This window comes from Streptomyces sp. enrichment culture, assembly GCF_964273255.1.
Taxonomy (GTDB): domain Bacteria; phylum Actinomycetota; class Actinomycetes; order Streptomycetales; family Streptomycetaceae; genus Streptomyces.
The window spans coordinates 3,969,304-3,996,123 of the sequence record NZ_OZ186835.1 but is presented as its reverse complement, the minus strand read 5'-3'; the positions used below and the strand labels follow the sequence as shown (position 1 = coordinate 3,996,123).

Below are 26,820 nucleotides of genomic sequence, written 5' to 3'. Positions count from 1 at the left end.
CTCTCGATAGCACTGGGGCGGGCCTGGTGGCCCGCCGGTACCCAGGCTAATGGTCCTCGGGCCGGTGACAAGACGTCCCCGGGTTGTTCTCTCGGGCAGGGAACTACCCTGGTCGAGTGCGTGACAAAACCCAAGCGAATTCCGCGGCGCCCGGCGACGGTCTGATCCGTGCCGGTGCCATCGTCTTCTTCGTCGGTGCCGTGGCCACCCTGGTCACGGTGGCCCCGCTGTTCCTCGGAACGACGCCCTTTCCGACCTACATGTTCGTGCTGAGCATGCTCATGGGGGTCGGATTCCTGATGGCGGGAGCGGGAGTTCTGCGTTCCGCGGCGGCGGGACGGCGTCAGGCGCGGTCGGGAGAGCCCTCCGTGCGGTAGTCCGAAAACCATCCCGGGAATTCCGTGAGCGAGGTCAGGACGACGTCCGCGCCGGCCGCGCGGAGTTCCGCCCCGTCGCAGGGCCCCGTGGCGACCGCGACCGCCAGCGCGCCGGCGGCCCGCGCGCCGCGCACGTCGCCCACGTGGTCGCCCACGTAGACGTGCGCGCCGTGCTCGCGCAGCGCGAGCGCCTTCTGCTCGGCCCACAGTCCGCCGATCACGGCGCCCGGCTCGATGCCGAGGTGCGCCAGGTGCAGTTTGGCGTTCGGCTCGTACTTCGCGGTGACGACGACCGCCCGCCCTCCGGCCCGCCGCACCGCGTCGACGGCCTCGCGGGCGCCGGGCAGGGCGGGGGTGGGCGTGATGGCGAACTCCGGGTACATCGACCGGTACAGGTCCGCCGCCTCCTCCACCCGCTCGGCCGGGAACCAGTGGATCAGCTCGTCGGCGAGCGGCGGCCCGAGGCGGGTCACCGCCAGATCGGCGTCGATGGACGTTCCGGTCCGCTCCGCCAGCGCCAGGTAGCAGGCGCGGATCCCCGGCCGGGAGTCGATGAGCGTCATGTCGAGGTCGAACCCCACGGTGGGCCCGGGGGCCGCGGGGGACGGGGTCTCGGACGGGGTCTCGGACGGGGTCACCGACGGGGTCGGAGCCGCGGACGGGGACTGCGGCGTGGGCGGGAACGGGGTCGTGGAAGGCATATGGGCCATTGTGCCCGGGCGCCCCGCGCAGCCCACCGCCGCCGGCCGGGCCCCGGCCGGTTCCCGACTCCGCCCCGCCCTCGTGTCCGGCCGGGGGACCGCTGTCCCGCCCGGGCCCCGTAACCCACGGCGCAGGCTCCCGCCCGTCTCGGTGATCCACGGCGCAGGCTGGTCAGTCGCCATCGATGCCCTCTTCACGCACCCGCTCCCGACCGTCTCCGTGACCCGCGGCCCCGGATCCCGCCCGGGCACCTGCCCCCGGCCCGGGCTCCCCGTCCGTTTCCGTGATCTCGTCGCCGACTCCCACCCGTCTCCGCGCCCCCGGCGCAAGCTCCCGCTCGTCTCCTTGAGCCACGGCACCGGCTCCCGCCCGCGTCCACGTCCGGTGGCCGGCTCACCGCCGCCGTGGCGAGGGCCGGGGCGGGCTCGCGCCCGTGTCGCGTCCGGCGACCCGGCTCACCTCTGCCGTTGCGAGCGCCACACGAGGAACAGGGCGGAGGCGACGGCGGCGCCCCGGACCACCCACGGCCAGGTCTCGGCGACCGCGTCGTTCATGGCCCCCTCGGCGACGGGCTCGCCCCACCGGCCGGCGCTGCGGCCCCAGAGCCAGGTGAGGCCCGCGGCGAGGGACAGGCCGGGGATGATCACGACCGCCCACTTCGACTCGGCCGGGGTCAGCCGCCGGGACGCCCAGGCGATGAGCCAGCCGAGGAGCAGGGCGAGCCAGGTGCCGAGGACGGCGCCCGCGACCAGCAGGGCGGCGGCCAGGAGCAGCAGCGGGTTGTTCCAGCTCCCGCCGGACGGGCGCCACGGGCGGCGCCGGGCGGGGGCCTCCACGTCGGCCTCCACGGCGGCTGCCGCGGCCTCGTCCGCCTCCGCTTCCGCGGGCTTCGCGCCGGCGGCCTGCTGCGGGGCCGGCGGGGGCTTCAGCAGCTCCGGGATCTCCACCCCGCCGGTGAAGCCGGGCACCTCGTCGCCGACGCCGAAGGGGCTGCTGTCCACCCGCCACCAGTCGGGCTGGGCCGCGCTGTCGCCGAGTTCGTCGGTTCCGGCCCGGTGCGGTGCGGACGGCACGTCGGCGGAGGCGGGCGCGGGGTCGGCGGGCGCGGTCGGGCGGGGGCCCGGGACGAAGCGGCCCAGGACGCCCTTGGGGCGCGCTGGACGCCCGGCCGGACCGGCGGGGGTGTGCGGGGCCTCCCGCGCGGCGGGCTGTTCGGGGACGGCGGCGGGGGCGCTGGGGGCCGGGTCGCCGGCGGGCCCGGCCGCGGAGGGGCCGTCGGCCGGTGTGGCCGCCGTCACGACCTCGCTGGGCGTGCCGATGCGGGACAGGATGCGGCGCACGGCGGCCGGTGAGTCGACCACGGCCTTGGCGCGGCGCCGGTCGATCTCGTCGCGGAGTTCGGTGACCAGGCGCATGCGCGCCGCCGACGGCAGCTGTCGTTGCTGGGCCACGTCGCCGACGCGGCTCAGGTACTCGTAGACGACCTGGTCACTCTCGATACCCACGAAGTCCCCTCGGGGGCGGATGCGTTGGCTCACACCGTCGACCGACGGTACCGCGAGTCGCATCGCCGGGCCCAACTGCACACGCCCCACCCGCATACCCCACCCGCTACCGTGAGGCGGATGAGCACCGAGGAGAAGCCCGCGGCGGCGCCCCGATCCCTCGCCGAAGCCCTGCGGGGGCGGGACGACGCCGCTCTCGCCGCGCTCCTGCGCAGCCGCCCGGACCTCGTCACGCCCGTGCCCGGTGACCTCACCCAGCTCGCCACCCGGGCCGGGACGCGGGCCTCGGTGGTGCGTGCGCTGGAACGGCTGGACCGGTTCGCGCTCCAGACGGCCGAGGCGCTGGCGGTGGCCCCGGACCCGGCCTCGTACGGCGATCTGCTCGGGTTGCTGGCGGGCGACGACGGTGATCCGGCCGTGGCGGCCGCGCTGCCGGGGGCGTTGGGCACGCTGCGCGAGCAGGCGCTGGTGTGGGGCGGTGACGAGGTGCTGCGTCTGGTGCGCACGGCACGCGAGTTGCTGTCGCCCACGCCGCAGCACCCGTCGCCGACCGGGCTGGGCCCCTCGGTGCGGGAGGCGACCGCCGGGATGTCCCCGGGGCGGATCCAGGAGCTCGTGACGACGGCGGGACTGGCGTCCACGCACGACTCGGTGTCCGCGGTGGCGTCGCTGACCGCGCTGTTCACCGACCGGGAGCGGATGGCGGCCCTGCTGGACGAGGCGCCGGCGGAGTCCGTGGAGGTGCTGGAACGGCTGGTGTGGGGGCCGCCGTACGGGCAGGTCACGGCCGATCCGGCGCCCCGGCTGCGCTGGCTGCTGGACCGCGGACTGCTGCTGCCGACGGCACCCGGGACGGTGGTGCTGCCGCGCGAGGTGGCCCTGCATCTGCGGGGCGGGCGGGCGCACCGGGTGACCGAGCCGGTGCCGCCGCCGGTGGAGTCGGCCGGCGCGCACCGCCCGCAGGTGGTGGACGCGACCGCGGCGGGGCAGGCGTTCACGGCGCTGGCGACGGTCGAGGAGCTGCTGAAGGACTGGGACGAGGGCGGGCCCGCCGTGCTGCGGTCCGGCGGGCTGAGTGTGCGGGACCTGAAGCGGACCGCCGTCGCGCTGGACGTGCCGGAGCCCACGGCCGCGTTCTGGGTGGAACTCGCCTACGCGGCAGGGCTGTTGGCGGCCGACGGGGAGGCCGACGAGCGGTACGCGGTGACGCCCGCCCACGACGAGTGGCGGGAGCGGCCTCCCGCCGAGCGCTGGGCGCGGCTGGTCACGGCGTGGCTGACGGCGACCCGGACCCCGGGGCTGGTCGGCGGGCGGGACGCCAAGGACCGGGCGCTGGCGGCGCTCGGCCCCGGGCTGGACCGGTCGGCGGCGCCCGACGTACGGCACCGGGTGCTGACCCTGCTGGCCGGGCTGCCGGAGGGGCACTCCGCCGCCGAGGGGTCGCTGCTGGCGCGGCTGCGCTGGGAGCGGCCGCTGCGGGGGCGGGCCGGGGCCGCGGGGGCCGCGGGTTCCGCGGGTTCCGAGCCGGGGCACCGCGGTGCCGGGTCCGCGGCCTCCGGGGCGGCCTCCGGGGACGGTGAGGACCTGCGGTCCCGGCTGGCCCGTTGGACCCTGGCCGAGGCGGAACTGCTGGGCGTCACCGGGCGGGGCGCGCTGTCCGCGCACGGCCGTGCCCTGCTCGGTGCCGCCGCGCCGCAGCCGCCGGGGGCGGCGGGCGCCCGGGAGCCGGAAGCGGCCGACGTCCCCGGCGACAAGCTGCCCGTGCACCACCGGCCCGTCCCGCCGGCGGTCCCGGCCCTCCTGTCCCCCGCCGACCGGGCCGCGGCGTCCGCCGAGGCGGCGCGCCTGCTGGCGCCGCTGCTGCCCGAGCCCCTGGACCACGTCCTGCTCCAGGCCGACCTGACGGCGGTGGCGCCGGGCCCGCTGGAGCGGCCCCTCGCGGACCTGCTGGACGTGCTGGCGGACGTGGAGTCCAAGGGCGGGGCCACCGTCTACCGGTTCACGCCGGGATCGGTCCGGCGTGCCCTGGACGCCGGGCAGACCGCTTCCGACCTGCACGCCTTCCTCGCCGCGCACTCCCGGACGCCGGTGCCGCAGCCGCTGGCGTACCTGATCGACGACGTGGCGCGCCGGCACGGGCACCTGCGGGTGGGCGCCGCGTCGGCGTACGTGCGCTGCGACGACGACGCCGTGCTCAACGAGATCCTCGCCGACAAGCGGGCCGCCGGGCTGGGGCTGCGCCGGCTCGCGCCGACGGTGCTGGCCGCGCAGGCCGACCCGGCGGCGCTGCTGGAGGGCCTGCGGTCGATGGGGTTCGCACCGGCCGCCGAGTCCGCCGAGGGCGATGTCGTGATCACCCGGGCGCACGCCCGCCGCACGCCGCCGCGCACGGCGCCCGAGCCGGTCCCGGACGGCCCGCCGGTGCCCGACGACACCCTGCTCAGGGCGGCGGTCCGCGCCATCCGGGCCGGTGACCTCGCCTCCACGGCCCCGCGCAAGCCCGCCGCGGACGGGGACCGGACGGCGCCCGGGGGCGAGCTGCCCCGCACCACCACCGCCGAGACCCTCGCCACCATGCAGGCCGCCGTCCTGACCGGGGAGGCCCTGTGGATCGGCTACGTCAACGCCGAGGGCGCCGCGAGCCAGCGGGTCATCGCGCCGGTCCGCGTCGAGGGCGGCTTCGTCACGGCCTACGACCACACGGCCGACGAGGTCCGCACGTACCCGCTGCACCGGATCACGGGGGTGGCGGAGCTGGCGGACGAGGAGGGGCAGGGGTAGGGGTAGGGGCGAGCCGGCGGGCGCCCGTGACGGTACGGGGTCTCGGGTTCCGGTCGCCCGTCGGTGACCCGGCCCGGCCTCCCGCCCGTGCCACCGGCCGACCGCCCCTCGGTGGCCTCCGGGCCGGCCGTCCGTCAGCGACCCCCGGGCCGACCGTCCGTCAGCCGCCTCCGGACCGGCCGCCCGTCGGTGGCCCCGGCCGGCCCCGCCGCTGACCCGGCCGTCCGTCCGCCGGTGAACAAGCTCACGCCGTCCGCGGCGGAGCGATGCGGCCCGCTCGGGGCCGTGCGGGCCCTCGATCAGGCAAACTGGACGATTGGCCGTGCAGTGCCCGTGCCGAGCCCGTCGCAGAAAGGCAGCCGCGCGTGAATGGTCCGCTCATCGTCCAGTCCGACAAGACCCTCCTCCTCGAGGTCGACCACGAGCAGGCCGACGACTGCCGGCGCGTCATCGCCCCCTTCGCCGAGCTGGAGCGCGCCCCCGAGCACATCCACACCTACCGGGTGACCCCGCTCGGCCTGTGGAACGCGCGGGCGGCGGGCCACGACGCCGAGCAGGTCGTCGACGCGCTGGTGCAGTACAGCCGCTACCCGGTGCCGCACGCGCTGCTCGTCGACATCGCCGAGACGATGGACCGCTACGGGCGGCTCAGCCTGGTCAAGCACCCGGCGCACGGCCTCGTCCTGACCAGCACCGACCGGCCCGTGCTGGAGGAGGTGCTGCGCTCCAAGCGCATCGCGCCCCTGGTCGGCGCCCGCATCGACCCCGACACCGTCGCCGTGCACCCCTCGGAGCGCGGGCAGATCAAGCAGACGCTGCTGAAGCTGGGCTGGCCGGCCGAGGACCTCGCCGGGTACGTGGACGGCGAGGCGCACCCCATCGAGCTGCACGAGGACGGGTGGGCGCTGCGCCCGTACCAGAAGCAGGCGGTGGAGAACTTCTGGCACGGCGGCTCCGGCGTGGTCGTGCTGCCCTGCGGCGCGGGCAAGACCCTGGTCGGCGCCGGGTCCATGGCGCAGGCGAAGTCGACGACGCTGATCCTGGTGACGAACACCGTCTCGGCCCGGCAGTGGAAGCACGAGCTGGTGAAGCGGACCTCGCTGACCGAGGAGGAGATCGGCGAGTACAGCGGGACGAAGAAGGAGATCCGCCCCGTCACCATCGCCACCTACCAGGTGCTCACCACCCGGCGGAAGGGCGTGTACCCGCACCTGGAGCTGTTCGACTCCCGGGACTGGGGCCTGATCGTCTACGACGAGGTGCACCTGCTGCCCGCGCCCGTGTTCAAGTTCACCGCCGACCTCCAGGCGCGGCGGCGGCTCGGCCTGACCGCGACGCTGGTGCGGGAGGACGGCCGCGAGTCGGACGTGTTCTCGCTGATCGGGCCGAAGCGGTTCGACGCGCCATGGAAGGAGATCGAGGCGCAGGGCTACATCGCGCCCGCCGACTGCGTGGAGGTCCGGGTCAACCTCACCGACTCCGAGCGGCTGGCGTACGCGACCGCCGAGACGGAGGAGAAGTACCGCTTCTGCGCGACGACCGCGACCAAGCGGAAGGTGACGGAGGCGATCGTGCGCCGCTTCGCCGGCCAGCAGATCCTCGTCATCGGCCAGTACATCGACCAGCTCGACGAGCTGGGCGAACACCTCGGCGCCCCCGTGATCAAGGGCGAGACGACCAACCTGCAGCGGGAGAAGCTGTTCGAGGCGTTCCGCCAGGGCGAGATCGGCGTGCTGGTGGTGTCCAAGGTCGCCAACTTCTCGATCGACCTGCCGGAGGCGACGGTCGCGATCCAGGTGTCGGGCACCTTCGGCTCCCGCCAGGAGGAGGCCCAGCGGCTCGGCCGGGTGCTGCGGCCCAAGTCGGACGGGCACCAGGCGCACTTCTACTCGGTGGTCGCCCGGGACACCATCGACCAGGACTTCGCCGCGCACCGGCAGCGGTTCCTGGCGGAGCAGGGCTACGCCTACCGGATCGTGGACGCGGACGAGCTGCTGGCGGAGGGCTGACGGGCGCCCCGGGCCCGCGGGCACCCGCCCGTCAGCCCTCGGGCAGGGTGAGCAGCAGGACCAGGGCGACCGCCCACGGCAGCAGGGACAGGCCGGCCAGCCAGATGCGGGTCACCGACCAGCGGCGGGTGCGGGGCAGCAGCCAGGCGGCGAGCCAGGCGCCCGCCGCGAGGACACCGCCGTGGAGCACGGTGCCGTGGGCGAGGGCCAGGGCGGTCGTCAGGGCCCGCGAGCAGTCGTCGGGGCCGCAGGAGTCGGTCGCCATCGGGGACAGCGCCGCCAGCAGGAGCGCCGCGGGGACCAGGAACGCCCCGAGCGCGGTGGCGACGGCGGGCGCCACCCAGGCGCGGGGGTCCGGCTCGGCCCGGTACTGCCGGGCCGTCGACGCGGGTCCGGCGGGGCGGTGACGGTTCATGCGGCCAGTGAAGCGGCCCGCGGCGCCGCCCGCACCGGTCCGGGTACTCATCTCGGCGGGCGTTCCCGTACTCAGGCGGCCCGCCGCAGGAGGCCCGCCTGAGTACGGCAGGCCCACCCCACAGCGGGCCCGCCGCAGGAGCGCAACTCCTGGGGCGGGCCGCTGATCACGGGTCTCCTTGCCGCTCACCCCCGGGGTTCGCGGGCGAAGGAGGCGGTCGACCAGACGTAGCCGAGGACCGTCAGCCCCACGCACCAGGCGACGGACAGCCACCCGTGGTGGCCGATCCCGTTGCCGAGCAGCAGCCCGCGCAGGGTCTCGATGGCGGGCGTGAACGGCTGGTACTCGGCGATCGGCCGGAACCATCCCGGCATCCCGTCGACCGGGACGAAGGCGCTGGACAGCAGGGGCAGCAGGATCAGCGGGGTGGCGTTGTTGCTGGCGGCCTCGGCGTTCGGGGCGCCCAGGCCCATGCCGACCGCGATCCAGGTGAGCGCCGTGGCGAACAGGACCAGCAGGCCGAAGGCCGCCAGCCACTCCAGCGCCGTCGCGTCCGTCGAGCGGAAGCCGATGGCCACGGCGACCGCGCCCACGACGACCACGCTCAGGACCGACTTCAGCACGCTGCCGACCACGTGTCCGATGAGCACCGAGCCCCGGTGCACGGCCATCGTCCGGAAGCGGTCCACGATCCCCTCCGTCATGTCCATGGACACGGACACCGCGGTGCCGATCGCGGTGCTGCCGATGGTCATCAACAGCAGTCCGGGGACGAGGTAGGCGACGTAGGCGCCGCGTCCGCCGCCGCCCAGGCCCGCGCTCATCACGTCGCCGAAGACGTACACGAAGAGCAGCAGCAGCATGACCGGCGTCAGCAGCAGGTTCAGCGTGAGGGACGGGTAGCGCCGGGCGTGCAGGAGGTTGCGGCGCACCATGGTGGCCGAGTCGCGCACGGCGAGGGAGAAGCGGGAGGGGCGGGACGGGCGGGCGGGAACCGGAAGGGTGGCGCTCATCGGACGGCCTCCTCGGACGGGACGGGAACGGCGGCAGCTTCGGTCAGCGTGAAGAAGACGTCGTCGAGGTCGGGGGTGTGCACGGTCAGCTCGTCCGCCTCCACGCCGGCGGCGTCGAGACGGTCCAGCACGGCGCGCAGTTCGCGCTGGCTGCCGCTGCTGGGGATGCGCAGGGTCAGCGACGCGTCGTCCGGGGCGGCCCCGGCGAGGGCGGTGACGGCCGACCGGTAGCCGGCCGGGTCGGTGAAGCGGAGCCGGACGTGTCCGCCGGGGACGATCCGCTTGAGCTCGTCGGCGGTGCCGTGGGCGGCGATCCGGCCCTCGTGGAGGACGGCGATGCGGTGGGCGAGCTGGTCGGCCTCCTCCAGGTACTGGGTGGTGAGGAAGACGGTCACGCCGTCGGTGACCAGCTCGCGGATGATGCCCCACATGGTGTGACGGGAGCGCGGGTCGAGTCCGGTGGTCGGCTCGTCCAGGAAGATGACGCGCGGACCGCCGACCAGTGTCATGGCGATGTCGAGGCGGCGCTTCATGCCGCCGGAGTAGGTGGCGGCGGGCTTCTTCGCCGCGTCGGTCAGGTCGAAGCGTTCCAGCAGCTCGGCGGCCACCCGGCGCCCCTCGGGCCGCGGGAGGTGGTGCAGGTCCGCCATCAGCAGCATGTTCTCCTCGCCGGTGATCAGACCGTCGACCGCGGAGAACTGCCCGGTGACGCCGATCACCGACCGCACCGCGTGCGGGTCCGCGGCGAGGTCGTGCCCGCCGACCCGCAGGTCGCCCGCGTCCGCGCCGACGAGCGTGGAGAGGATCTTGACGATCGTGGTCTTGCCCGCGCCGTTCGGCCCGAGCAGGGAGAAGATCGTGCCCTCCGGGACGGCGAGGTCGACCCCGTCGAGGACGACCTTGTCGCCGTAAGACTTGCGCAGCCCGTTCGCCGCGATGGCATGGCCGGTCATGGTGTTCTCCTGTCCAGGGCAGCGGGCGGTCAGAGGCTGCGGGCGGTGATGTCGCCGTGGGCGGTGGTCGCGCGCAGGGCCAGGCCGGCGGCGGCGCCGTCGGCGTTGCGGAGGGTGTTGCGGACCCGGCCGTAGCCGGTGCCTGCGTCCAGGGAGGCGGAGACACCGCGGGCGGCGCCGACCTCGACGTCGCCGTACTCCGTGCGCAGGGTCACTGTGCCGCGCAGGGCCTCGCCGACGCGGATGTCACCCTTCTGGGTGCTGATCTCCGCGGAACCGCCCAGGCGGCCGACCGAGACGTCACCGGCGAGGACGGCGAGACGGGCACTCGCGGTCTCGTCGAGCTTGACCGGGCCCTGCGCCCCCTCGAAGGTGACGTCGCCGAGCCGTCCCACGCCGCGGAGTTCGGCGGCCGCCGCCCTCCCCTCGACGTGTGAGCCGGCGGGGAGCAGGACCGTGATCTCGACGGCACCGGACGGGCCGATGAGCCGGTTGTTGGCGCTCGGGCCATGTATCCGCAGGACACCGTCGCGGCAGTCGACCGTGGTCTGCTCCGCCGCCGTCACGTCGCGGCTCCGGGTGGCGTCCGCGGGCAGGACCTCGACCACGGTGTCGGCACGGTCGGCGGCGATGAACCGGATGCGGCCCGCGGGGACGTCGAGGGTGACCGAGACGGGGGCAGGGGTGTCGAACTGCATTGTGCGCTCCTTCGGCTTGTCGTTTCTGATGAAGGAAACGCTACGTTGCGTTCACAGGGACAGCAATCAACTTGTTGCACCGAATGTGCGTTTTCGCAGCTGAACGGCGCCAGATCGTTGCAACGAGCCAAAAGATAACGCAACAGCCCGAGGACTTGTCGTTGCAATGACTTGGGGTGAACGCTATCCTCACGACGTCACGGACCACGAAGGAGACCCCGGTGCCAGGAGGCAGGCTCACCCAGCAGGAACGCCAGCAGATCGCGACGGGGCTGGCCGACGGGCTGGCCTACGCGGAGATCGCCAGGCGCCTGGACCGTCCCACCTCGACGATCACCCGCGAGGTGATGCGCAACGGCGGACCCACCGCCTACCGCGCGGACCTGGCCCAACGCGCCACCGAACGCCGCGCGCACCGGCGCGGACGTGCCGCGTCACGGGGGCCGAAGGCGCTCACGGAGGAGTACGGCCGCGACGCGGAGGCCGTACGTGAATTCGAGGAGACGCTGACCACCGTCTTCATAGCGTCGGGCACGCCCAGGATGATGGCCCGGGTGATGGCCTGTCTGACGCTCACGGACAGCGGGCACCTCACCGCCGCCGAACTGGCCCAGCGCCTGGAGGTCAGCCCGGCGTCCATCTCCAAGGCGGTCACCTTCCTGGAGGGCCAGGGCCTCGTCCGGCGGGAGCGCGAGGAGGGCCGTCGTGAGCGCTACAGCGTCGACGACGACATCTGGCACCAGTCCATGGTGGCCAGCGCCCGGTCCACGGCGCAGGTCGCCGAGACCTCGCGGCAGGGGGTCGGCATCATGGGGCCCGGCACCCCGGCCGCCGTCCGCCTGGAGAACGTCGCCCGGTACCTCGACTTCATCTCCGAGGCGATCACCCGCGCCGCCGAGCAGGCCCGCGAGATCCTGCACACCAAGGCCGCGCCGGCCCCGGACGACGACACAGGCGGAGCGGCATCCCGACCGGCCTCGGGTCACGGGTGACCGGTCGGCGGGGGCGGCCGTGCGGTGACGGGCGCCGTGCGGTGACAGGTGCCCTGCCGACACAGGCGCCGTGCGGACAGCCCGGGCGGCCGGGACGGTCCGCCGGTCACCTGCGGCGGACGCCCGCCTCCTCGCCGTACTCGCCCAGAATGATCACGTCGAAGGCGGCGCCCAGGAAGACCCTGACGGCGCGCAGGGCGGCGCCGACGCGGTGCGGGCGGTCGCCCTGGAGCGGGGTCGCGCCGGTCGGCCGGACCGGCGGTGCGGTGGGGTTGACGGTCGCTGCACTCATGACTCCATGGTTGCTTCCCGCCCCCGGCCCGGACATCGGCCCAGGGACCTGATCCACAGGCCCCGCGCGTACGCCTCCCGGCCGACCCGTACCCCTCAGGCAGGACGGGGCGTCCCCTAGGGGTGGGAGGGGGAGCCGGACGTGGCGTACGGGGGTCGGCGGCCGATCGCGTCCAGTTCGGCGAGGTCCTGCCCGGACAGGGCGATGCCCGCGCCGGTGACGTTCTCCCGCAGATGCGCCACCGACGAGGTACCCGGGATGAGCAGGATGTTGGGCGACCGGTGCAGCAGCCAGGCCAGCGCCACCGCCATCGGCCGGACGCCGTGCCGGGCGGCCACGGCGGAGAGGGCGTCCGACTGCACCGGAGTGAAGCCGCCGAGCGGGAAGAACGGCACGTAGGCGATGCCCTGGGCGGCGAGCCGGTCGAGGAGGGCGTCGTCCTGGCGGTTCGCGAGGTTGTAGAGGTTCTGCACGCACACGAACGGGGCGATGCCCTCCGCCTCGGTGATCTGTTCGGCGGTGACGTTGCTCAGGCCGAGGTGTCGGATCAGGCCCTGCTGCTGGAGTTCGACGAGCGTCTCGTAGGGCCGGGCGAGCGATCCCGGCTGCGGTCCCTCCGCGGTGCCGAGCCGGAGGTTGACGAGGTCCAGCGACTCGACGCCCAGGTTTTCCAGGTTGTCGTGGACGGCCCGGCGCAGGTCGTCCGGCTCCCGGGCCACCGGCCAGCCGCCCTGCGCGTCCCGCACGGCGCCCACCTTGGTCACGACGTGCAGGGAGTCGGGGTAGGGGTGGAGCGCCTCGCGGATCAGCCGGTTGGTGACGTGCGGGCCGTAGGCGTCGGCGGTGTCGATGTGGGTGATGCCGAGGCGTACGGCCTCCCGCAGGACCGCGAGGGCGCCGGCGTGATCGGCCGGGGGACCCATGACGCCCGGGCCGGTCAACTGCATGGCCCCGTAGCCGAACCGGGTGACGGTCAGGTCGCCCATCGTCCAGGTGCCGCCGGGGAGGGTGGTCGTCGCCTTGCTCACCGAGCTGTCGGGTGAAGTTCCGGCGGAGGTGCCGGAAGGCGTGTCGGCGGAGCTGCAGGGAGGCGTGGTGGCTGGAGTGGTCATGCCCCCACCGTCCGCCCGTCGGCCCGGCCCGCCCAGGTCCCTGCCGATCCTGGGAGTGACAGGACCAGGGACTCCACGCCCCCGCCGCCTACGATGGAACGCATGTCTGAGGAGAACCGGCTCGGCGACTACCTCCGGGCGCGCAGGGAGCTGGTGAGACCGGCCGACATGGGACTGCCGGTCCACGGGATCCGACGGGTGCCGGGGCTGCGCCGCGAGGAGGTCGCCCTGCTCGCCGGCATCAGTTCGGACTACTACCTCCGGCTGGAACAGGGCCGCGACCGCAATCCGTCGGCGCAGGTCCTCGATGCGCTGGCCCGGGTGCTGCTGCTCGACGACACCGCCACGGCCTACCTCCACCAGCTGGCCGCACCCCGGCCACGGACCCGCCGCCGGGCCCCCCGGCGGCCCACCGTCCCGGCGGCCACGGAGCAGCTGCTGGCGACGGTCGGACTGCCGGCGTTCGTGACGGACCGGACCCTCGACGTGATCGCCGTCAATCCGCTCGCCTCCGCGCTGGTGCCGTCCCTCCGGGTGGGTGAGAACCGGCTGCGCTCCTTCTTCCTCGACCCGGCCGAACAAGCCCTGCACGCGGACTGGTCCCGCACCGCCGCCCAGTGCGTGGCCGTCTTCCGGCGCCGCCTGGGCACTGACGTCGACGATCCGCGCGTCGTGCGGCTCGTCGGCGAACTGTCCCTGGCGAGTGCCGAGTTCCGGAAGGTGTGGGCCCGCCACGACGTGCGCCCGGTGGTGGACAAGCCGATCCGGATGAACCACCCCCAGGTCGGAGAACTGAGCCTCACCCTGTCCAAGCTGGACGTCGACGGCCCCGACGGCCTGGCGCTCGCCGTCTACCACGCGGCGCCGGGCAGCGAGGACGCCGAGCGCCTGGCGCTGCTCGCCTCCCTGGCCACGGGCCCCGCCCGACGCGCGACGGACCCCACCGGCGCCCGCCCGGCCCACGGGACACGCTGACCAGCCGCCTGGTACTGCTGCCCCTCCGTCCGGGAGGCCGCCCTTTCGCCGACCGGGGGACCGCCGTCCGTCCGGAGGAAAACCGTTTGGACCCGGCCCCGCTCCACGCCCTAGAATCGCCGCTCTTCCCCGCCTCCCCCTCGTGGAGCGCCGCCGCCCGGACGGAAACCGGCCGGCATCCTCCCAGCCCACCCGCAGCAGGTCACCCGGAGGCACCCCCGTGTCCGCGTCCCCTCCCGTCGACGAGCCGATAGACGAACCCGCAGCCGGTTCCGCCGACTTCCCGACGGCCGACGACCCCCTCTCCCGCGAACGCTCCCACCTCGCCGCGTCCCGCTCCGCGCTGCGTGCCATGCGCGAGGACGTCGAAGCGCTCGACATCCGCGACGTCACCGCCAACTGGGTCAACGCCGCCGCCCTGGAACACCAGATCGAGAACCGCGTCAAGGCCCTGGCCGACCTCAGCGACACCCCGCTGTTCTTCGGCCGGCTCGACTACCTGCACGCCCCGGGCGCCGACGCGGAGGCGGACGACGGCGCGGGCGAACGGTTCTACATCGGGCGCCGCCACGTGCACGACGCCGACGGCGACCCCATGGTCATCGACTGGCGCGCGCCGGTGTCGCAGCCGTTCTACCGGGCCTCCCGCACGGACCCCCTGGACGTCGCGCTGCGCCGCCGCTTCGGCTACACCGGCGGCGACCTCACCGCGTACGAGGACGAGCACCTGAACGACCCGGCGGAGGCGGCCGGGCCCAGCAGGCTGCTCCAGCGGGAGATCGAGCGCCCGCGCGTCGGGCCGATGCGGGACATCGTCGCCACCATCCAGCCCGAGCAGGACGAGATCGTGCGCTCGGGGCTCTCCGGCAGCGTGTGCGTGCAGGGCGGCCCCGGCACCGGCAAGACGGCCGTCGGCCTGCACCGCGTCGCCTACCTGCTGTACGCGCACCGCGAGCGGCTGGCCCGCACCGGCACCCTCGTCGTCGGCCCCAACCGGTCCTTCCTGCACTACATCGAGCAGGTGCTGCCCGCGCTGGGCGAGCTGACCGTGCAGCAGGCCACGGTCGACGACCTCGTCGCCCACGTCGAGGTGCGCGGGACGGACGACGCCGCCGCCGCGACCGTCAAGGGCGACGCCCGGATGGCCGAGGTGCTGCGCCGGGCGCTCTACGCGCACGTGACGATGCCGACGGAGCCGGTCGTGGTGGTGCGCGGCTCCCGCCGCTGGCGCATCCCGGCGTACGAACTCGAGGAGATCGTCCGGGAGTTGCTGGAGCGGAACATGCGCTACGGGGCCGCCCGCGACGCCCTGCCGCAGCGCATCGCGCACGCCGTGCTGGTGCGGATGGAGCGGTCCGGCGAGGCGCCGGACGACCGGGTGCAGGACACGGTGGCCCGCAACAGCGCGGTGAAGGCGGCGGTCAAAACGATCTGGCCGGACGTCGACCCGGCGAAACTGGTGCTGCGGCTGCTGGGCGACGCGGACTTCCTGGCGGAACACGCCGAGGGCCTGCTCGACGCCGAGGAGCAGAAGACCGTCCTGTGGGCGAAGCCCGCCCGGTCGGTGAGGTCGGCGAAGTGGTCGGCCGCCGACGCCGTCCTCATCGACGAGGCGGCCGACCTGATCCGGCGCACCCACTCCCTCGGGCACGTGGTGCTCGACGAGGCGCAGGATCTGTCCCCCATGCAGTACCGCGCGGTGGGCCGCCGCTGCACCACCGGCTCGGCGACCGTCCTCGGCGACCTGGCCCAGGGCACCACGCCGTGGGCGACCCGGAGCTGGGACGAGGCCCTGACCCACCTGGGCAAGCCGGATGCGGTGGTGGAGGAGCTGACGGCCGGTTTCCGCGTGCCGACCGACGTCATCGCCTACGCCTCCCGGCTGCTCCCGCACATCGCGCCCGGGCTGACCCCGGTCGCGTCGATCCGCGAGAACCCCGGCTTCTTCGACATCCGCCGGGTCGGCGAACCGGCCGACGTGCTCGACGCCTGCCGCGAACTGCTGCGCCGCGAGGGCTCGGTCGGCCTGATCGCCGCCGACGCCCGCGTGCCGGAGCTGGCCGACGGTCTCACCGCGGCCGGCCTCGGCTTCGTCGCCCCGGGCGAGGAGACCACCCACACCACCCGCCTCACGCTCGTCCCGGCGTCCCTGGCCAAGGGCCTGGAGTACGACTACGTGGTCCTGGACGAGCCGGGCGCCGTGGTCGCCGCCGAGCCCGACGAACGCACCGGCCTGCGCCGTCTGTACGTGGCGCTGACGCGCGCGGTGTCGGGGCTGATCGTCACCCACCGCCACCCGCTGCCGGAGCAGCTGGCGTCGCTCTGACGCACTCCCGGGCCGCAGGGCGGGTCCGCGCTCAGCCGCCGTCACCCCGAGGCCGGCCGGTGTCGACCTGGGGTCAGCCGGTATCGACCGGGCTCAGCCGCCGTCACCCCGGGATCGGCCGGTATCGACCGAGCTCAGCCGCCGTCACCCCGAGGCCGGCCGGTCCCGACCCGAGGTCAGCCGGTATCGACCGAGCTCAGCCGCCGTCACCCCGAGGCCGGCCGGTCCCGACCCGGGGTCAGCCGGTATCGACCGAGCTCAGCCGCCGTAGCCCCGGGTTCAGCCGCCGTCGACGGCCCGCCGCCACTCGGCGACCGCCGCGGCCGACACCGGCCCGTCCCACCCGTCGGGGCGGGCCGCCCCGCCGATGTGGAAGGCGTCGAGTCCGGCCCCGCGCAGGGCGGGCACATGGTCCAGGCGCAGCCCGCCGCCGACCAGCACCTGCTGCGCGTAGCCGGGCTCGCCGCGCCGGCCGGCCTCGGCGCACAGCACGGGCAGTCCGTCGTCGACACCGGCCGGCGAGCCCGCGGTGAGGTAGGTGTCCAGGCCCGGGAGCCCGTCGAGCTGCCGGCGCAGGGCGTCCCGGTCGGCGGCGCGGTCGATGGCCCGGTGGAACGTCCACCGGCACCCGCCCAGCGCGCCGACCACCCGCTCCACCGCCGCCAGGTCCACCCGGCCGCTCGCGTCCAGGAAGCCGAGGACGAACTCTTCCGCCCCGGCCCCGCGCAGCTCTCCTGCGACGCCGACGAGCCGGTCCACGTCCCCGGCGGCGAAGCCGTCCGCCAGCCGCAGCATCACCCGGAGCGAGAGGTCGACCGCGTCGCGGATGGCAGCCACCGTCGCGGGTGACGGGGTGAGGCCGTCGGCCGCCATGTCGGTGACCAGCTCCAGACGGTCCGCACCGCCCTCCTGGGCGGCGACCGCGTCCTCGACGCCGAGGGCGATCACCTCCAGGACCGCACGCTTGCTCATGGGACCCCATTCATCGGTTCGTCAATTGACCGGTGCGTCGATATCGGTGTCGGTGTGCACACCAGACTACGACGACAGGTCTAGTCCAATCCACCCCGCATCGCCGGACACGCCGCCCAACGCACCGCCCACCGTGCCGCCCTGCCGACGGAGCGATCCCCTGCGGTCCGTTGGCGTGACAACCACCCCGTCCGGTATGTCGGTCCCGCCGTACGGGGGCCGACGGCCAACCTTGCGGGCATGCATGTGATCACACAACGCGTGGCCGCCCTCCGCTCCCGGCTCGGCCGGGCCGGACTGGCCTGCGCACTCGTGGCGGGCCTCGCCCCCGCCCTGGTCGTCGGCGCCGGCAGCGGGCCGGCACAGGCCGCCCCGCTGCCGGGAGGTCTCGGCCCGTGCGTGCCGGGTGACTGCCCTGACCCGTTCCCCCAGGTCAACAACGGCCCGTTCGCCGGCCGGGACAACGGCATCAGCATCTTCGTCGGCGACGACTTCCTGGTCCGCGGGAGGGCCGCCGAGGCCGAAGGCAGGGTCGTCGTCCTGGACACGTTCGACATGGACAAAAGCCCCGGCGGCAGCTCCGTCTACAACGTGGGCATCGTCGGTGTCGGCTCGCGCGTCCCCCCGCCGGACGGCGCCGACTTCCTGACCACCGGCGGGGACGTCACCGTCGCCCCCGGCCAGCGGCTGCTCGCCGAGGGCGGGGTCGTCCGCCACGCCGGCGAGGTGACGGGCACCGTGAACGCCACCCTCCGGCACGACCCGGACGCCGTCGTGCCCTACCGGCCGCTGCGCGACCGGCTGACCGCGGCCAGCCAGTGCTACGCCCGGGTCGACGGCACGCCCCGCCCGGCCACGGGCACGGCCGTGGACCAGGGGTACCAGACCCTCTTCACCGGCGACGGCACCTCACCCCTCCAGGTGTTCAACGTCGACTTCGACCTGACCGGCCCCGGCGGCGGCCAGCAGGGGATCACCTTCGCCGGCATCCCGGAGGGCGCGACGATCCTGGTGAACCTCGTCGGCTCCGACCGGGTCGTCAACACCTACAGCGGCGGCCTCGTCGACGCGACCGACCCGCTCAACGCCCACCGCGAGCGGCTGCTGTGGAACTTCCCCGACGCCACCTCGGTGGACCTGACCGGCTCGGGCCAGTTCCAGGGGAGCGTCCTGGTCGGACAGCAGGCGTCCATGACCACGGTGACCCTGCCGGGCATGAACGGCCGCTTCTTCACCACCGGTTCGCTCACCCACACCAGCGCACAGACCGGAGTCGAGTTCCACTCCTACCCCTTCGACGGCGACCTGCCGGACTGCGACGGCGACGAGCCGGTCACCGGCGAGGTGCGGATCGACAAGACCGACGCCGCGACGGGCGACCCCCTGCCGGGCGCGGTCTTCGAACTCTGGCAGGAGACCAACGGCACCGACGGACTCCAGACCTCCGGCGCCGACCCCGACACCCGGCTCGGCGACACCTGCACCACGGGCCCGGACGGCACCTGCGCCCGCACCGTCCCACCGGGCACCTACTACTGGCGCGAGACGGCGGCCCCCGACGGCTACGACCTGCCCGACCCCGGCGTCTTCGGTCCCCTCGTCCTGACCGGCGCGGACGCTGCCGAGGGGGTCCGCGCCGCCGCGGAGAACACCCGGACCGGGCAGCCCGACCCGGACGGTTCCCTCGCGGTGGAGAAGGCCGACGCCGAGGACGGCAATCCCCTCGCGGGCGCGGTCTTCGCCCTCTGGCGGGAGAGCAACGGCACGGCCGGACTCCAGACGTCGGGCGCCGACCCCGACACGATGACGGGCCGGAGCTGCACCACCGGCACGGCGGGCACCTGCTTCTTCGACGGCCTGCCGCCCGGTGCGTATTACCTGGTCGAGACGGCCGCACCCGACGGCTACGTACGGCCCGCCGACCCGGTCAGCGGCCCGCACGAGCTGACCGCGGACGGCGCCGGGGATGACGTCACCGTCCGGCTCACCAACGACCGCGACGAACCCGACAAGCCCGATGAGCCCGATGAGCCCGATGAGAACGGCTACGGCGGCTACGGCGACTCCGGCGGCTACGGCACCGGCCACGGAAAGGGCCACGGCGGCTACGGGAGCCGCTGACCCCGTCCGCCCGTCCGCCCGTTCGCCGTCACCGGTCGCGGGGCGTGCGCCCCGCGACCGGTGCGCACGCTCCGGGCGGTCCCTCAGTCCCCGAAGATGTTCAGCTCCTCCGCCCGCGCCCCCGCCAGCTCGTACGACGCGCCGTGCACCGGGCGCCCCGCGTACAGCCGCACCAGGGTGGCGCCGTCCCCGATGTAGCGGGCGGGCGGCCGCTCGCCCGAGATGTCGCCCAGGCGCAGCGGCTCGTCGGCGTCGTCGAGGTCGGCGTGCAGGGGGAGGTGGTGGTCGCGGCAGGTCACGTAGGCCAGCAGGGCGAGCGCCTGCGGCAGCCGGTCGCCGCCGTACGCGCCCGGCTCGCCGAAGGTCTCCCGGAGGTCCCCGGCGTGCACCCACTCCCCCAGCGCGAGCACGTCCAGCACCCCGCCCGCCCGGGCGATCACCGGCCCGACCTCGGTCAGCCCGCGCTCGAACTCGTCCACGATCCGCGCGTTGCTCCAGTCGGCCCGCTCGGCGATGTCCCGGTCGTTGGACTCGGGGGAGAACACGCCCTTCTCGAAGCGGCTCTCCAGCACCCGCGTGAACGCGGCCGAGCAGTGCGCGAGCACGTCCCGCACCGTCCACCCGGGACACGCGGCGACCGGCAGCGCGAAGTCCTCGTCCTTCCTGGCTCGCAGCAGCGGCACCAGGACGTCCCGCTCGTCGGTGAGCAGCCGCCCGGGCAGCTCGGGGTCACGTACGTCGTGCACATCGGCAGGAGTCGTCATACGACCCACGCTAACGGCGGCACCGCCCCGGGCGGCGGCATCTTTCGGGGTGGCCGCCCCGTCAGTCTACGGAAGGGGCGGTGAGGGAGGCGAGCGCGCCCAGGACGCGGGCGGCCGGCGCCGGATCGACCAGCCACTTCAGGTGGCTGCCCGGCAGCGTGCGGACGTCGTACGGGTTGTCCGGGGTCAGCGCGTCGCCCTCACGGATCAGCCGGTCCTGCAGCGCGAGCGGCATGCTCGCGTCGTCGGCCAGGCGGACGTACGTCTTCGGCACCCGCCCCCAGGTCGCCGCCTGGGCCCGGTCGGCGGAGGTGCCGACGTCCAGGTTCTCGTCGGGCTGGAAGGTGTTGAGGAAGGTCAGGAACTCCTCGTCGGTGCCGTCGGCGAGGAAGGCGGCCTTGAGCGCGGCGAGGGCGGCCGGGTCGGCGGTGCGGAAGTTGACGCGGAGCAGGCCGAGTTCGGCGGGGTTCCCGGCCGCCGCCAGGGCCAGAGAAGCGGCGTCGACGTCGGCCATCTCCGGCTCGCCGTAGTAGTCGCCGACGTCGAGCGCGACCGGGCACCAGGCCGCGACGTAGACGATGCGGTCGATCAGGTCCGGGCGGGCGTTGGCCGCCGCGGTGGCGGTGATGCCGCCCCGGCTGTGGGCTACCAGGATCACCGGGCCGTTCCGCTTGGCCCGCTCCAGGACCCCGATCAGGTGCGCGGCGTTGTCGGCCAGCGTGACACCCTTGATCGCGCCGGGCGCGGCGGCGAGGGCGTCCAGGTCCTGCGGCGCCTGGTAGGCGCGGGTGTAGGTCGCCCCGAAGCCGTGCCCGGGCAGGTCGACGGCGACCGACCGGTGCCCCAGGAGCCCCAGTTCGGCCTGGAGCGGCGCGAAGGAGAAGGAGTTCGCGAAGGCCCCGTGGACCAGGACGTAGGTCGGTTGCACTCGGCAGCTCGATTCTTCCGGCGGTGTGGAGCGCGACACTCGCGCCGGGAGCCTGTGCGGTCAACGCACGCCCGGGGGCCACGCGGACGACTCACACTACTCAGCGGAACATCACCCGCACCATTCGTTATCGGCCTCCCGCCCCCGCACGTCAGCCCCGGGCCCGGCCCAGGCCGCTGCGTCCCGCACGAGCCCACGCTGCCGTCGGACGCGCTACAGCGTGCTCGGCACGTCACCTTCGTCGGTCTGTTGCGCGGGAATGGCCGGCTTCTGTCCTACGGCCTTGCCGAGACCAAACATCAGACTTGTCGGCTGCGCGGTCCGCCGGTCGGACACCACGATGCCGCCGCGCCACTTGCCCGCCGGGTCCTGGTACCGGAACTGGAGCTTCTTCAGCCGCTCACCGAACTCCTCCCGCAGCGGTCGGTACGCGTCGTCGCAGTGCACGTTCCACGTCACGTCGTTCAGGTAGGCATGGCAGGCGATGGGGAACAGCAGGGAGGAGACGACGAGGTCCGAGAGCTGGAGCAACGTGTGGGTGTCACTGTGTCCGAAGACCGGCGATTCGATGATGCCCTTGAGAAGGTCACCGCCCGCGCGGTACTTGCGCGTCGTGATGCAGTGCACGTTCGGGGCGTTCTTGGACTTGGTGCGGCTGTCGAGGACCATGACGCCGCGCGCGTGGCAGTCCAGCAGCTGGGCCTGAAATGTCTCGGTGAGGCTCCCCACCGAGGTGCTGTACACGCCGGTCTCGTTGAAGGCGAGGCCCTCCTGCTTCACCCACACTCGGGCCAGGAGACGTGCGTGGTAGCGCTCCAGTAAGCCGAGGATCGAGTCGACGAGGAGCATCGCCGCCCGACGCTGGTCGCGGTTCCCGACGCGGACGTCCTTGCGGACGTCAGAGCCCTTGATCTCCGTGTGGATCACTTCGGAGAGATGCAGAGCACGGCGCAACTGCGGCCGGTACGTCTTCTTGATGTTGAGGAAGTCCCAGGTCAGCTGCTTGATGTGGGAGTCGTGAACGGTGAAGCCACCGACGACGAGGACCGGCGGGGCGTCCGGTCTGGCGGGGTCGAGTGTCTGGCCGTTGCCCGCCTCGTCGATGTAGCACAGGTACAACGATCCCTCCCGGAAAGCACTCGGGCCGCTCCCGAAGGAGCGGCCCCAGGACCTGGTGCAGCCATATGCACCGTGTTTTGTTTGCTACCGCCGATGCTGCCAAGACCGACGGAAGCGGGTCAAGCCGACCGTCACGCCATGTTGACGTCGGTTTTCGGTCAGTGAGCGTGACGCGCGTAAGCGACGAAGGCGGACCAGGCGGCGGGGTTCACGGTGAAGGCGCCCTGGCCTGTGTTCTTGGAGTCGCGGACGTGGACGGAGGCGGGGAGGGTGGCGACCTCGACGCACTCGCCACCTTCACCACCGCTGTAGCTGGACTTAAACCAGTGGAGCGCCTGGGCCTGGGACTGCTCGGTGTTCATAGGTCTCCTTGCAGCAACTTCTCGATGTGGCGCACGGATTCGGCAGGGGACAACGCCTGTGCCCGCAGGATTCCATACCGCACGGCGAACCCGCGTACGCTTTCCCGCTTGGCGATCACACGCCCGTTGCCCTGACTCTCCACGTACGCAACTTGCTCCCCGCCCTCTGGGGTCATCATCGTGAATGGACCGTCCGCCCCTGCGTGATCGGCAACCCGGGTCGGCATGACCTGGATCTCGACGTGAGGGTTTTCGGCAACGAGCAGCATGTGCTCCAACTGACCACGCAGTACGTCCACGCCACCGAACGGACGCTCCAGCACGGATTCTTCGATGACGAAGCTGAGAGTTGGCGCGGGCTTCCGCTCGTAGATCTTGTGACGGGCCATCCGCGCCGCCACCATCTGCTCGATCTCGTCTTCGCGCCGCCGGGGCCTGCGCACGGTGAACATGGTTCGTGCGTACTCCTCGGTCTGGAGCAGGCCGGGCACGGCCAGCACCGCGTACGCATGGAATTCGACGGCTTCTTCCTCGATCCGCGCAGCATCCCGGAAGAAGGCCGGGTACCGCGTCAGGGCGACCGCTCGCTTCATCGCAAGCAGAACCCCGTCCGCCTCAAGCAGCGTGTCCAGCTTCTCGATGGTGTCCGGCCTGGCGATTCGCCGGCCCTGCTCGATCGCGGCGATCTGCGCCTCGCTGTATCCGAGGAGCGGGCCGAGGGCGGCCTGGGTGAGACCGGCACGCTCCCGAAAGAGCTTGATCTGCCTGCCGAAGCACCGCAGGAGTTCGTCGGCAGGATCCTGGCCGCGTGCCACGACCGCCTGTTCCGGAACCTGCACCATGGGCCACCCCTGTTCCTGCCCTTACAGACACATTCGGCGCCCTTACAGCCACAATGTGTAAGGACGTGGTTGCTGGTCACCGTACGTACGCCGCACGAGGCTCGCCCCCATGACCACCGAAACTCCCCCAATCGAGCACACCGGGCAGCCTGCAGTCCATGCCGAAGACTTCTCCATGTGCTTCACGTCCACCCCGCGAGGTGCCCGCTTGGCCCGGCGGCTCGCTTCCCACCGCTTGGACGTCTGGGGCTTCCCGTACGAGTCCGAAGTGAACGAAACCGTGACGCTGGTCGTGGCCGAACTCACCGCCAACGCGGTGACCCATGGCAGTGTTCCGGGCCGTGACTTCCGCCTGAGCCTGACACTGGCGGCCGCCCGCGACCTTGTGCGCATCGAGGTCACCGACACCCGAGACGGTGGCTTGCCGTCGGCCCGGCCCTGTGCTCCTCAGGATGCCGAGGCGGAGGAGGGCCGCGGCCTCTGGTTGGTGTCCTGCCTGGCGAGCCGGCTGTCCATCGGACCGCGCGAAGATGGAGGACCGGGCAAGACGGTACGAGCCGAGCTGGATCTCCGCGGCGAAGTTCCTGCGATCGACCGAGTCGCGGAGTGACCGGATGACCGCGCGGTGATGACGTAAGCGGTCCGGGTCCGAGCCGAGGTGTTCCGGATCTTCCGTACCGCCCATCGTTGTCGTTGGCGGGTCGTAGGATCCCTCGTGTGATTACGGGCGAGCTGAAGAGCAAGGTGGACCGCGTCTGGGACGCGTTCTGGTCGGGCGGGATCTCCAACCCGCTGGAAGTGATGGAGCAGATCACCTACCTGCTCTTCATCCGACGTCTGGACGAGCTGCAGACCGTCAAGGACAAGATGGCCCGGCGCGGCATCCCGGACACCAACCCGTTCTTTGGTCCTGATCAGCAGGATCTGCGCTGGCAGAACTTCAAGGACACCGAGCCGGCGAAGCTGTACGAGACGGTCGCAGAGAGGGTCTTCCCGTACCTGCGCGCGCTGGGCGGCGAGGACTCCACGTACTCGCACCACATGAAGGACGCCCGCTTCACCATCCCGACGCCCAACCTCCTGTCCAAGGTCGTCCTCCTCCTGGAGGGCATCCCCATGCAGGACAAGGACACCAAGGGCGATCTGTACGAGTACATGCTCGGCAAGATCGCCTCGGCAGGTCAGAACGGGCAGTTCCGCACCCCTCGGCACATCATCCAGCTGATGGTCGAGATGACCGAGCCGAACCCACGCGACGAGATCTGCGACCCCGCCTGCGGCACGGCCGGCTTCCTGGTCGCCGCGTCCGAGTACGTGCAGCGCATCCACAAGGACGACCTGGTCGAGGCCGACAACCAGCATCACTTCAACAACAGCATGTTCCACGGGTTCGACTTCGACTCGACAATGCTTCGCATCGGCTCGATGAACATGCTTCAGCACGACGTCGCGAGCCCGGACATCCGCTATCGCGACTCGCTGTCCGAGGACGCGGGCAAGGACACCGCCCGCTACTCCTTGATTCTGGCGAACCCGCCTTTCGCCGGCAGCCTCGACTACGAGACGACGTCCTCGGAGTTGCTGAAGCTCGTTAAGACCAAGAAGACCGAGCTTCTTTTCCTGGCTCTCTTCCTGAAGCTGCTCAAGCCGGGCGGCCGGGCTGCGGTAATCGTCCCCGACGGCGTCCTCTTCGGTTCGACGAAGGCGCACAAGGAGCTGCGTCGCATGCTGGTCGAGGAGCAGAAGCTCGACGCGGTGGTGAAGCTGCCGTCCGGCGTCTTCAAGCCGTACGCCGGTGTTTCCACCGCCATCCTGTTCTTTACGAAGACCGACTCCGGTGGCACGGACGAGGTCTGGTTCTACGACGTCCAGGCGGACGGCTTCAGCCTGGACGACAAGCGCACGCCTCTGTTGCCGGATGACCGACTGGGCGTCCGCGCCACCGGCCTCACGGCCGAGGAGCACGCGAAGAATAACCTTCCCGACGTCCTGGCCCGCTGGAAGCGCCGCAGCACGGACGAGCGCTCGCGTGCCCGGACGGAGCAGAGCTTCTGCGTCCCGAAGTCCGACATCGCCGCCCAGGGGTACGACCTTTCCTTGAACCGCTACAAGGAGGTGGTTCACGAGGAGGTCACGACCCGGCCGCCGCTAGAGATTTTGGACGACCTCGAGAGGCTGAACAAGGAAATCGAGGCGGGCACGGCGAAGTTGAAGGAGATGCTGGGATGACGCGACGCGCCCTGAAGGATCTAGTCAAGCCCGTTCAGACCCTGGACCCCAAGAGCGCCTTCGCCGACGAGTTCACCTACATCGACATCGCTTCGGTGGACCAGAAAACGAAGCGCGTCACCGGGGCCCGTCCAGTGCCGAGGGAGGAGGCACCGAGTCGGGCACGGCAGCTTGTACACGCGGGCGACATTCTAGTTTCTACCGTCCGCCCGAACTTGAACGCCGTCGCCCCCGTACCGATCGAACTGAACGGAGCAATCGCGTCCACAGGTTTCTGCGTTCTGCGCCCCGGACCCGACCTTGACTCGGACTACCTGAAGCACTGGGTCATGACCTCCGAGTTCGTCCACTCGATGGTGAGCCAAGCCACCGGGCAGAGCTACCCGGCGGTCTCCGACCGGATCGTGAAGCAGTCAACGCTGCCTGTTCCGAGCGTGGAACGGCAGCGGCGAATCGCCTCAGTCCTGGACCAGGTGGATGTCCTGCGTGCCAAGCGCCGCCAAGCCATCGCCCTCCTTGAGGATCTCATCCAGTCCATCTTCCTGGACATGTTCGGCGACCCTTTCAACAACCCGAACGGGTTTCCGCTGCGCGCTCTCGACACATTGATCACCCATGGTGACCGAATCAACTACGGCGTAGTGCAGCCAGGTACGCATAACGATGACGGCGTGACCTTGATCAGAGCCGGTGACTTGCACCCCGACGGCATCGACAGGTCATCACTCATGAAGATTTCTCCGGATATCGAGGCACGTTACTCACGATCCCGCATCAAAGGCAATGAGATCCTGGTGGGCTGCGTCGGCGCCATCGGGGCGGTCACCGTTGTAGATACTGAGGACATCGGCTCCAATGTAGCGCGAGCGGTGGCGCGTATACCCATCACTTCCGATGTCGATCGGGAATTTCTTGCCGCTTATCTGCGCATGGATTTTGTGCAGCAATATTTTGAACGCGAGTTGCGAACGGTCGCACAGCCGACACTCAACATCAAGCAACTCAAGGAGGCTCCGGTTGTCCTCCCCCCGGAGAACCTGCGCGCCGAATTCGTGAACCGGGCGCGTGCAGCAGCACAACAGCGGCAGACCCACCGCGCCCACCTCGTCAGCCTGAATGAGCTCTTCACATCGCTCCAGCAGCGCGCCTTTTCCGGCACCCTCTGGGACCATGAAGCCGCCGCATAGGGCCTGACACGCCCACATACTGCGGCACCGACTGCACCACGCCCAGTCGCCGACCGTCGTCGCAACCACTCACTGACCGGTCGGCGTCCAACAACCGTTACATCACGTCACATAGGCCACCGAGCGCGTAGCAGCCAGGGGAGGAC

General features: G+C 72.5%; 24 protein-coding genes. 10 read left to right on the top strand and 14 right to left on the bottom strand.

What is annotated here, in order from left to right; all coding sequences use genetic code 11:
* Positions 1–116: 116 nt before the first annotated feature.
* Positions 117–377, top strand: coding sequence for a hypothetical protein (locus tag ACSU53_RS17320; protein WP_362102600.1), 261 nt, complete (start codon positions 117–119; stop codon positions 375–377).
* Here ACSU53_RS17320 and ACSU53_RS17315 read toward each other — a convergent pair.
* On the bottom strand, positions 344–1,078 hold the full coding sequence (locus tag ACSU53_RS17315; RefSeq protein WP_437028766.1) for an HAD family hydrolase: 735 nt from the start codon (positions 1,076–1,078) through the stop codon (positions 344–346). The two genes, ACSU53_RS17320 and ACSU53_RS17315, sit on opposite strands and share 34 nt — an antisense overlap.
* Before the next feature lie 456 nt (positions 1,079–1,534).
* On the bottom strand, positions 1,535–2,584 hold the full coding sequence (locus ACSU53_RS17310) for a hypothetical protein (RefSeq protein WP_437028764.1): 1,050 nt from the start codon (positions 2,582–2,584) through the stop codon (positions 1,535–1,537).
* 120 nt (positions 2,585–2,704) lie between these two features.
* Here ACSU53_RS17310 and ACSU53_RS17305 point away from each other — a divergent pair, with 120 nt between their 5' ends.
* The gene (locus tag ACSU53_RS17305; protein WP_437028762.1) at positions 2,705–5,365 is read left to right on the top strand and encodes a helicase-associated domain-containing protein; all 2,661 of its coding nucleotides are present in this window, start codon (positions 2,705–2,707) and stop codon (positions 5,363–5,365) included.
* 365 nt (positions 5,366–5,730) lie between these two features.
* Entirely contained in the window at positions 5,731–7,374 is a 1,644-nt protein-coding gene (locus ACSU53_RS17300; RefSeq protein ID WP_437028760.1) for a DNA repair helicase XPB, read from the top strand.
* A 31-nt stretch (positions 7,375–7,405) separates the two neighbouring features.
* Here ACSU53_RS17300 and ACSU53_RS17295 read toward each other — a convergent pair whose 3' ends face one another.
* From ACSU53_RS17295 to ACSU53_RS17280, 4 genes are all read right to left on the bottom strand, one after another.
* Positions 7,406–7,789, bottom strand: a complete 384-nt coding sequence (locus ACSU53_RS17295) for a hypothetical protein (RefSeq protein ID WP_437028758.1) — start codon at positions 7,787–7,789, stop codon at positions 7,406–7,408.
* A gap of 185 nt (positions 7,790–7,974) precedes the next feature.
* Positions 7,975–8,802, bottom strand: coding sequence for an ABC transporter permease (locus ACSU53_RS17290; protein ID WP_437028756.1), 828 nt, complete (start codon positions 8,800–8,802; stop codon positions 7,975–7,977).
* A complete protein-coding gene (locus ACSU53_RS17285; protein ID WP_437028754.1) occupies positions 8,799–9,755 on the bottom strand; it encodes an ATP-binding cassette domain-containing protein in 957 nt (318 codons plus the stop codon). The genes ACSU53_RS17290 and ACSU53_RS17285 overlap by 4 nt, the downstream gene beginning before the upstream one ends.
* 29 nt (positions 9,756–9,784) lie before the next feature.
* Positions 9,785–10,453: a DUF4097 family beta strand repeat-containing protein gene (locus ACSU53_RS17280; RefSeq protein WP_437028753.1), complete on the bottom strand. Its 669-nt coding sequence runs from the start codon at positions 10,451–10,453 to the stop codon at positions 9,785–9,787.
* A gap of 221 nt (positions 10,454–10,674) precedes the next feature.
* Between ACSU53_RS17280 and ACSU53_RS17275 the strand changes: the two genes are divergently transcribed.
* Complete coding sequence (locus ACSU53_RS17275; RefSeq protein ID WP_437028751.1) at positions 10,675–11,445, top strand: helix-turn-helix domain-containing protein; 771 nt, start codon at positions 10,675–10,677, stop codon at positions 11,443–11,445.
* 106 nt (positions 11,446–11,551) lie between these two features.
* On the opposite strand, the gene ACSU53_RS17270 is transcribed toward ACSU53_RS17275, so the two are convergent.
* On the bottom strand, positions 11,552–11,737 hold the full coding sequence (locus ACSU53_RS17270) for a hypothetical protein (protein WP_437028749.1): 186 nt from the start codon (positions 11,735–11,737) through the stop codon (positions 11,552–11,554).
* A gap of 116 nt (positions 11,738–11,853) precedes the next feature.
* On the bottom strand, positions 11,854–12,849 hold the full coding sequence (locus ACSU53_RS17265) for an aldo/keto reductase family oxidoreductase (protein ID WP_437028747.1): 996 nt from the start codon (positions 12,847–12,849) through the stop codon (positions 11,854–11,856).
* A gap of 93 nt (positions 12,850–12,942) precedes the next feature.
* On the opposite strand from ACSU53_RS17265, the gene ACSU53_RS17260 reads away from it, so the two are divergent.
* Together ACSU53_RS17260 and ACSU53_RS17255 are read left to right on the top strand one after the other, a co-directional pair.
* The gene (locus ACSU53_RS17260; RefSeq protein WP_437028745.1) at positions 12,943–13,824 is read left to right on the top strand and encodes a helix-turn-helix domain-containing protein; all 882 of its coding nucleotides are present in this window, start codon (positions 12,943–12,945) and stop codon (positions 13,822–13,824) included.
* Positions 13,825–14,074: 250 nt separating this feature from the next.
* Positions 14,075–16,150: a HelD family protein gene (locus ACSU53_RS17255; RefSeq protein ID WP_437033244.1), complete on the top strand. Its 2,076-nt coding sequence runs from the start codon at positions 14,075–14,077 to the stop codon at positions 16,148–16,150.
* 279 nt (positions 16,151–16,429) lie between these two features.
* On the opposite strand, the gene ACSU53_RS17250 is transcribed toward ACSU53_RS17255, so the two are convergent.
* Positions 16,430–17,122 carry a copper homeostasis protein CutC gene (locus tag ACSU53_RS17250; RefSeq protein ID WP_437028743.1) on the bottom strand — a complete coding sequence of 231 codons (693 nt, stop codon included), beginning with the start codon at positions 17,120–17,122 and terminating at the stop codon, positions 16,430–16,432.
* A 240-nt stretch (positions 17,123–17,362) separates the two neighbouring features.
* Between ACSU53_RS17250 and ACSU53_RS17245 the strand changes: the two genes are divergently transcribed.
* A complete protein-coding gene (locus ACSU53_RS17245) occupies positions 17,363–19,243 on the top strand; it encodes a choice-of-anchor A family protein (RefSeq protein ID WP_437028742.1) in 1,881 nt (626 codons plus the stop codon).
* Positions 19,244–19,326: 83 nt separating this feature from the next.
* On the opposite strand, the gene ACSU53_RS17240 is transcribed toward ACSU53_RS17245, so the two are convergent.
* The 5 genes from ACSU53_RS17240 to ACSU53_RS17220 form a co-directional block, all read right to left on the bottom strand.
* On the bottom strand, positions 19,327–20,007 hold the full coding sequence (locus tag ACSU53_RS17240) for a maleylpyruvate isomerase family mycothiol-dependent enzyme (protein WP_437028740.1): 681 nt from the start codon (positions 20,005–20,007) through the stop codon (positions 19,327–19,329).
* Between the two features lie 61 nt (positions 20,008–20,068).
* A complete protein-coding gene (locus tag ACSU53_RS17235; protein WP_437028738.1) occupies positions 20,069–20,935 on the bottom strand; it encodes an alpha/beta fold hydrolase in 867 nt (288 codons plus the stop codon).
* Between the two features lie 213 nt (positions 20,936–21,148).
* Positions 21,149–22,054 (bottom strand): DUF3800 domain-containing protein, encoded by a 906-nt coding sequence (locus ACSU53_RS17230; protein WP_437028736.1) that lies wholly within the window; start codon positions 22,052–22,054, stop codon positions 21,149–21,151.
* 158 nt (positions 22,055–22,212) lie between these two features.
* On the bottom strand, positions 22,213–22,416 hold the full coding sequence (locus ACSU53_RS17225) for a DUF397 domain-containing protein (RefSeq protein WP_437028734.1): 204 nt from the start codon (positions 22,414–22,416) through the stop codon (positions 22,213–22,215).
* Positions 22,413–23,258: a helix-turn-helix domain-containing protein gene (locus ACSU53_RS17220; protein ID WP_437028732.1), complete on the bottom strand. Its 846-nt coding sequence runs from the start codon at positions 23,256–23,258 to the stop codon at positions 22,413–22,415. Before ACSU53_RS17220 ends, ACSU53_RS17225 begins: the two co-directional genes overlap by 4 nt.
* Before the next feature lie 109 nt (positions 23,259–23,367).
* On the opposite strand from ACSU53_RS17220, the gene ACSU53_RS17215 reads away from it, so the two are divergent.
* The 3 genes from ACSU53_RS17215 (at position 23,368) to ACSU53_RS17205 (ending at position 26,674) form a co-directional block, all read left to right on the top strand.
* Positions 23,368–23,868, top strand: a complete 501-nt coding sequence (locus ACSU53_RS17215) for an ATP-binding protein (RefSeq protein ID WP_437028731.1) — start codon at positions 23,368–23,370, stop codon at positions 23,866–23,868.
* 107 nt (positions 23,869–23,975) lie between these two features.
* On the top strand, positions 23,976–25,487 hold the full coding sequence (locus ACSU53_RS17210) for a type I restriction-modification system subunit M (RefSeq protein ID WP_437028729.1): 1,512 nt from the start codon (positions 23,976–23,978) through the stop codon (positions 25,485–25,487).
* Entirely contained in the window at positions 25,484–26,674 is a 1,191-nt protein-coding gene (locus ACSU53_RS17205; protein ID WP_437028727.1) for a restriction endonuclease subunit S, read from the top strand. The genes ACSU53_RS17210 and ACSU53_RS17205 overlap by 4 nt, the downstream gene beginning before the upstream one ends.
* The last annotated feature ends 146 nt before the right edge of the window (positions 26,675–26,820 follow it).

Excerpts from the sequence above, each read along its gene's own strand:
- ACSU53_RS17315 (WP_437028766.1), bottom strand. The coding sequence starts at position 1,078 with ATGCCTTCCACGACCCCGTTCCCGCCCACGCCGCAGTCCCCGTCCGCG.
- ACSU53_RS17305 (WP_437028762.1), top strand. The coding sequence starts at position 2,705 with ATGAGCACCGAGGAGAAGCCCGCGGCGGCGCCCCGATCCCTCGCCGAA.
- ACSU53_RS17295 (WP_437028758.1), bottom strand. The coding sequence starts at position 7,789 with ATGAACCGTCACCGCCCCGCCGGACCCGCGTCGACGGCCCGGCAGTAC.
- ACSU53_RS17290 (WP_437028756.1), bottom strand. The coding sequence starts at position 8,802 with ATGAGCGCCACCCTTCCGGTTCCCGCCCGCCCGTCCCGCCCCTCCCGC.
- ACSU53_RS17285 (WP_437028754.1), bottom strand. The coding sequence starts at position 9,755 with ATGACCGGCCATGCCATCGCGGCGAACGGGCTGCGCAAGTCTTACGGC.
- ACSU53_RS17280 (WP_437028753.1), bottom strand. The coding sequence starts at position 10,453 with ATGCAGTTCGACACCCCTGCCCCCGTCTCGGTCACCCTCGACGTCCCC.
- ACSU53_RS17270 (WP_437028749.1), bottom strand. The coding sequence starts at position 11,737 with ATGAGTGCAGCGACCGTCAACCCCACCGCACCGCCGGTCCGGCCGACC.
- ACSU53_RS17265 (WP_437028747.1), bottom strand. The coding sequence starts at position 12,849 with ATGACCACTCCAGCCACCACGCCTCCCTGCAGCTCCGCCGACACGCCT.
- ACSU53_RS17260 (WP_437028745.1), top strand. The coding sequence starts at position 12,943 with ATGGAACGCATGTCTGAGGAGAACCGGCTCGGCGACTACCTCCGGGCG.
- ACSU53_RS17250 (WP_437028743.1), bottom strand. The coding sequence starts at position 17,122 with ATGAGCAAGCGTGCGGTCCTGGAGGTGATCGCCCTCGGCGTCGAGGAC.
- ACSU53_RS17245 (WP_437028742.1), top strand. The coding sequence starts at position 17,363 with ATGCATGTGATCACACAACGCGTGGCCGCCCTCCGCTCCCGGCTCGGC.
- ACSU53_RS17240 (WP_437028740.1), bottom strand. The coding sequence starts at position 20,007 with ATGACGACTCCTGCCGATGTGCACGACGTACGTGACCCCGAGCTGCCC.
- ACSU53_RS17225 (WP_437028734.1), bottom strand. The coding sequence starts at position 22,416 with ATGAACACCGAGCAGTCCCAGGCCCAGGCGCTCCACTGGTTTAAGTCC.
- ACSU53_RS17220 (WP_437028732.1), bottom strand. The coding sequence starts at position 23,258 with ATGGTGCAGGTTCCGGAACAGGCGGTCGTGGCACGCGGCCAGGATCCT.
- ACSU53_RS17215 (WP_437028731.1), top strand. The coding sequence starts at position 23,368 with ATGACCACCGAAACTCCCCCAATCGAGCACACCGGGCAGCCTGCAGTC.
- ACSU53_RS17205 (WP_437028727.1), top strand. The coding sequence starts at position 25,484 with ATGACGCGACGCGCCCTGAAGGATCTAGTCAAGCCCGTTCAGACCCTG.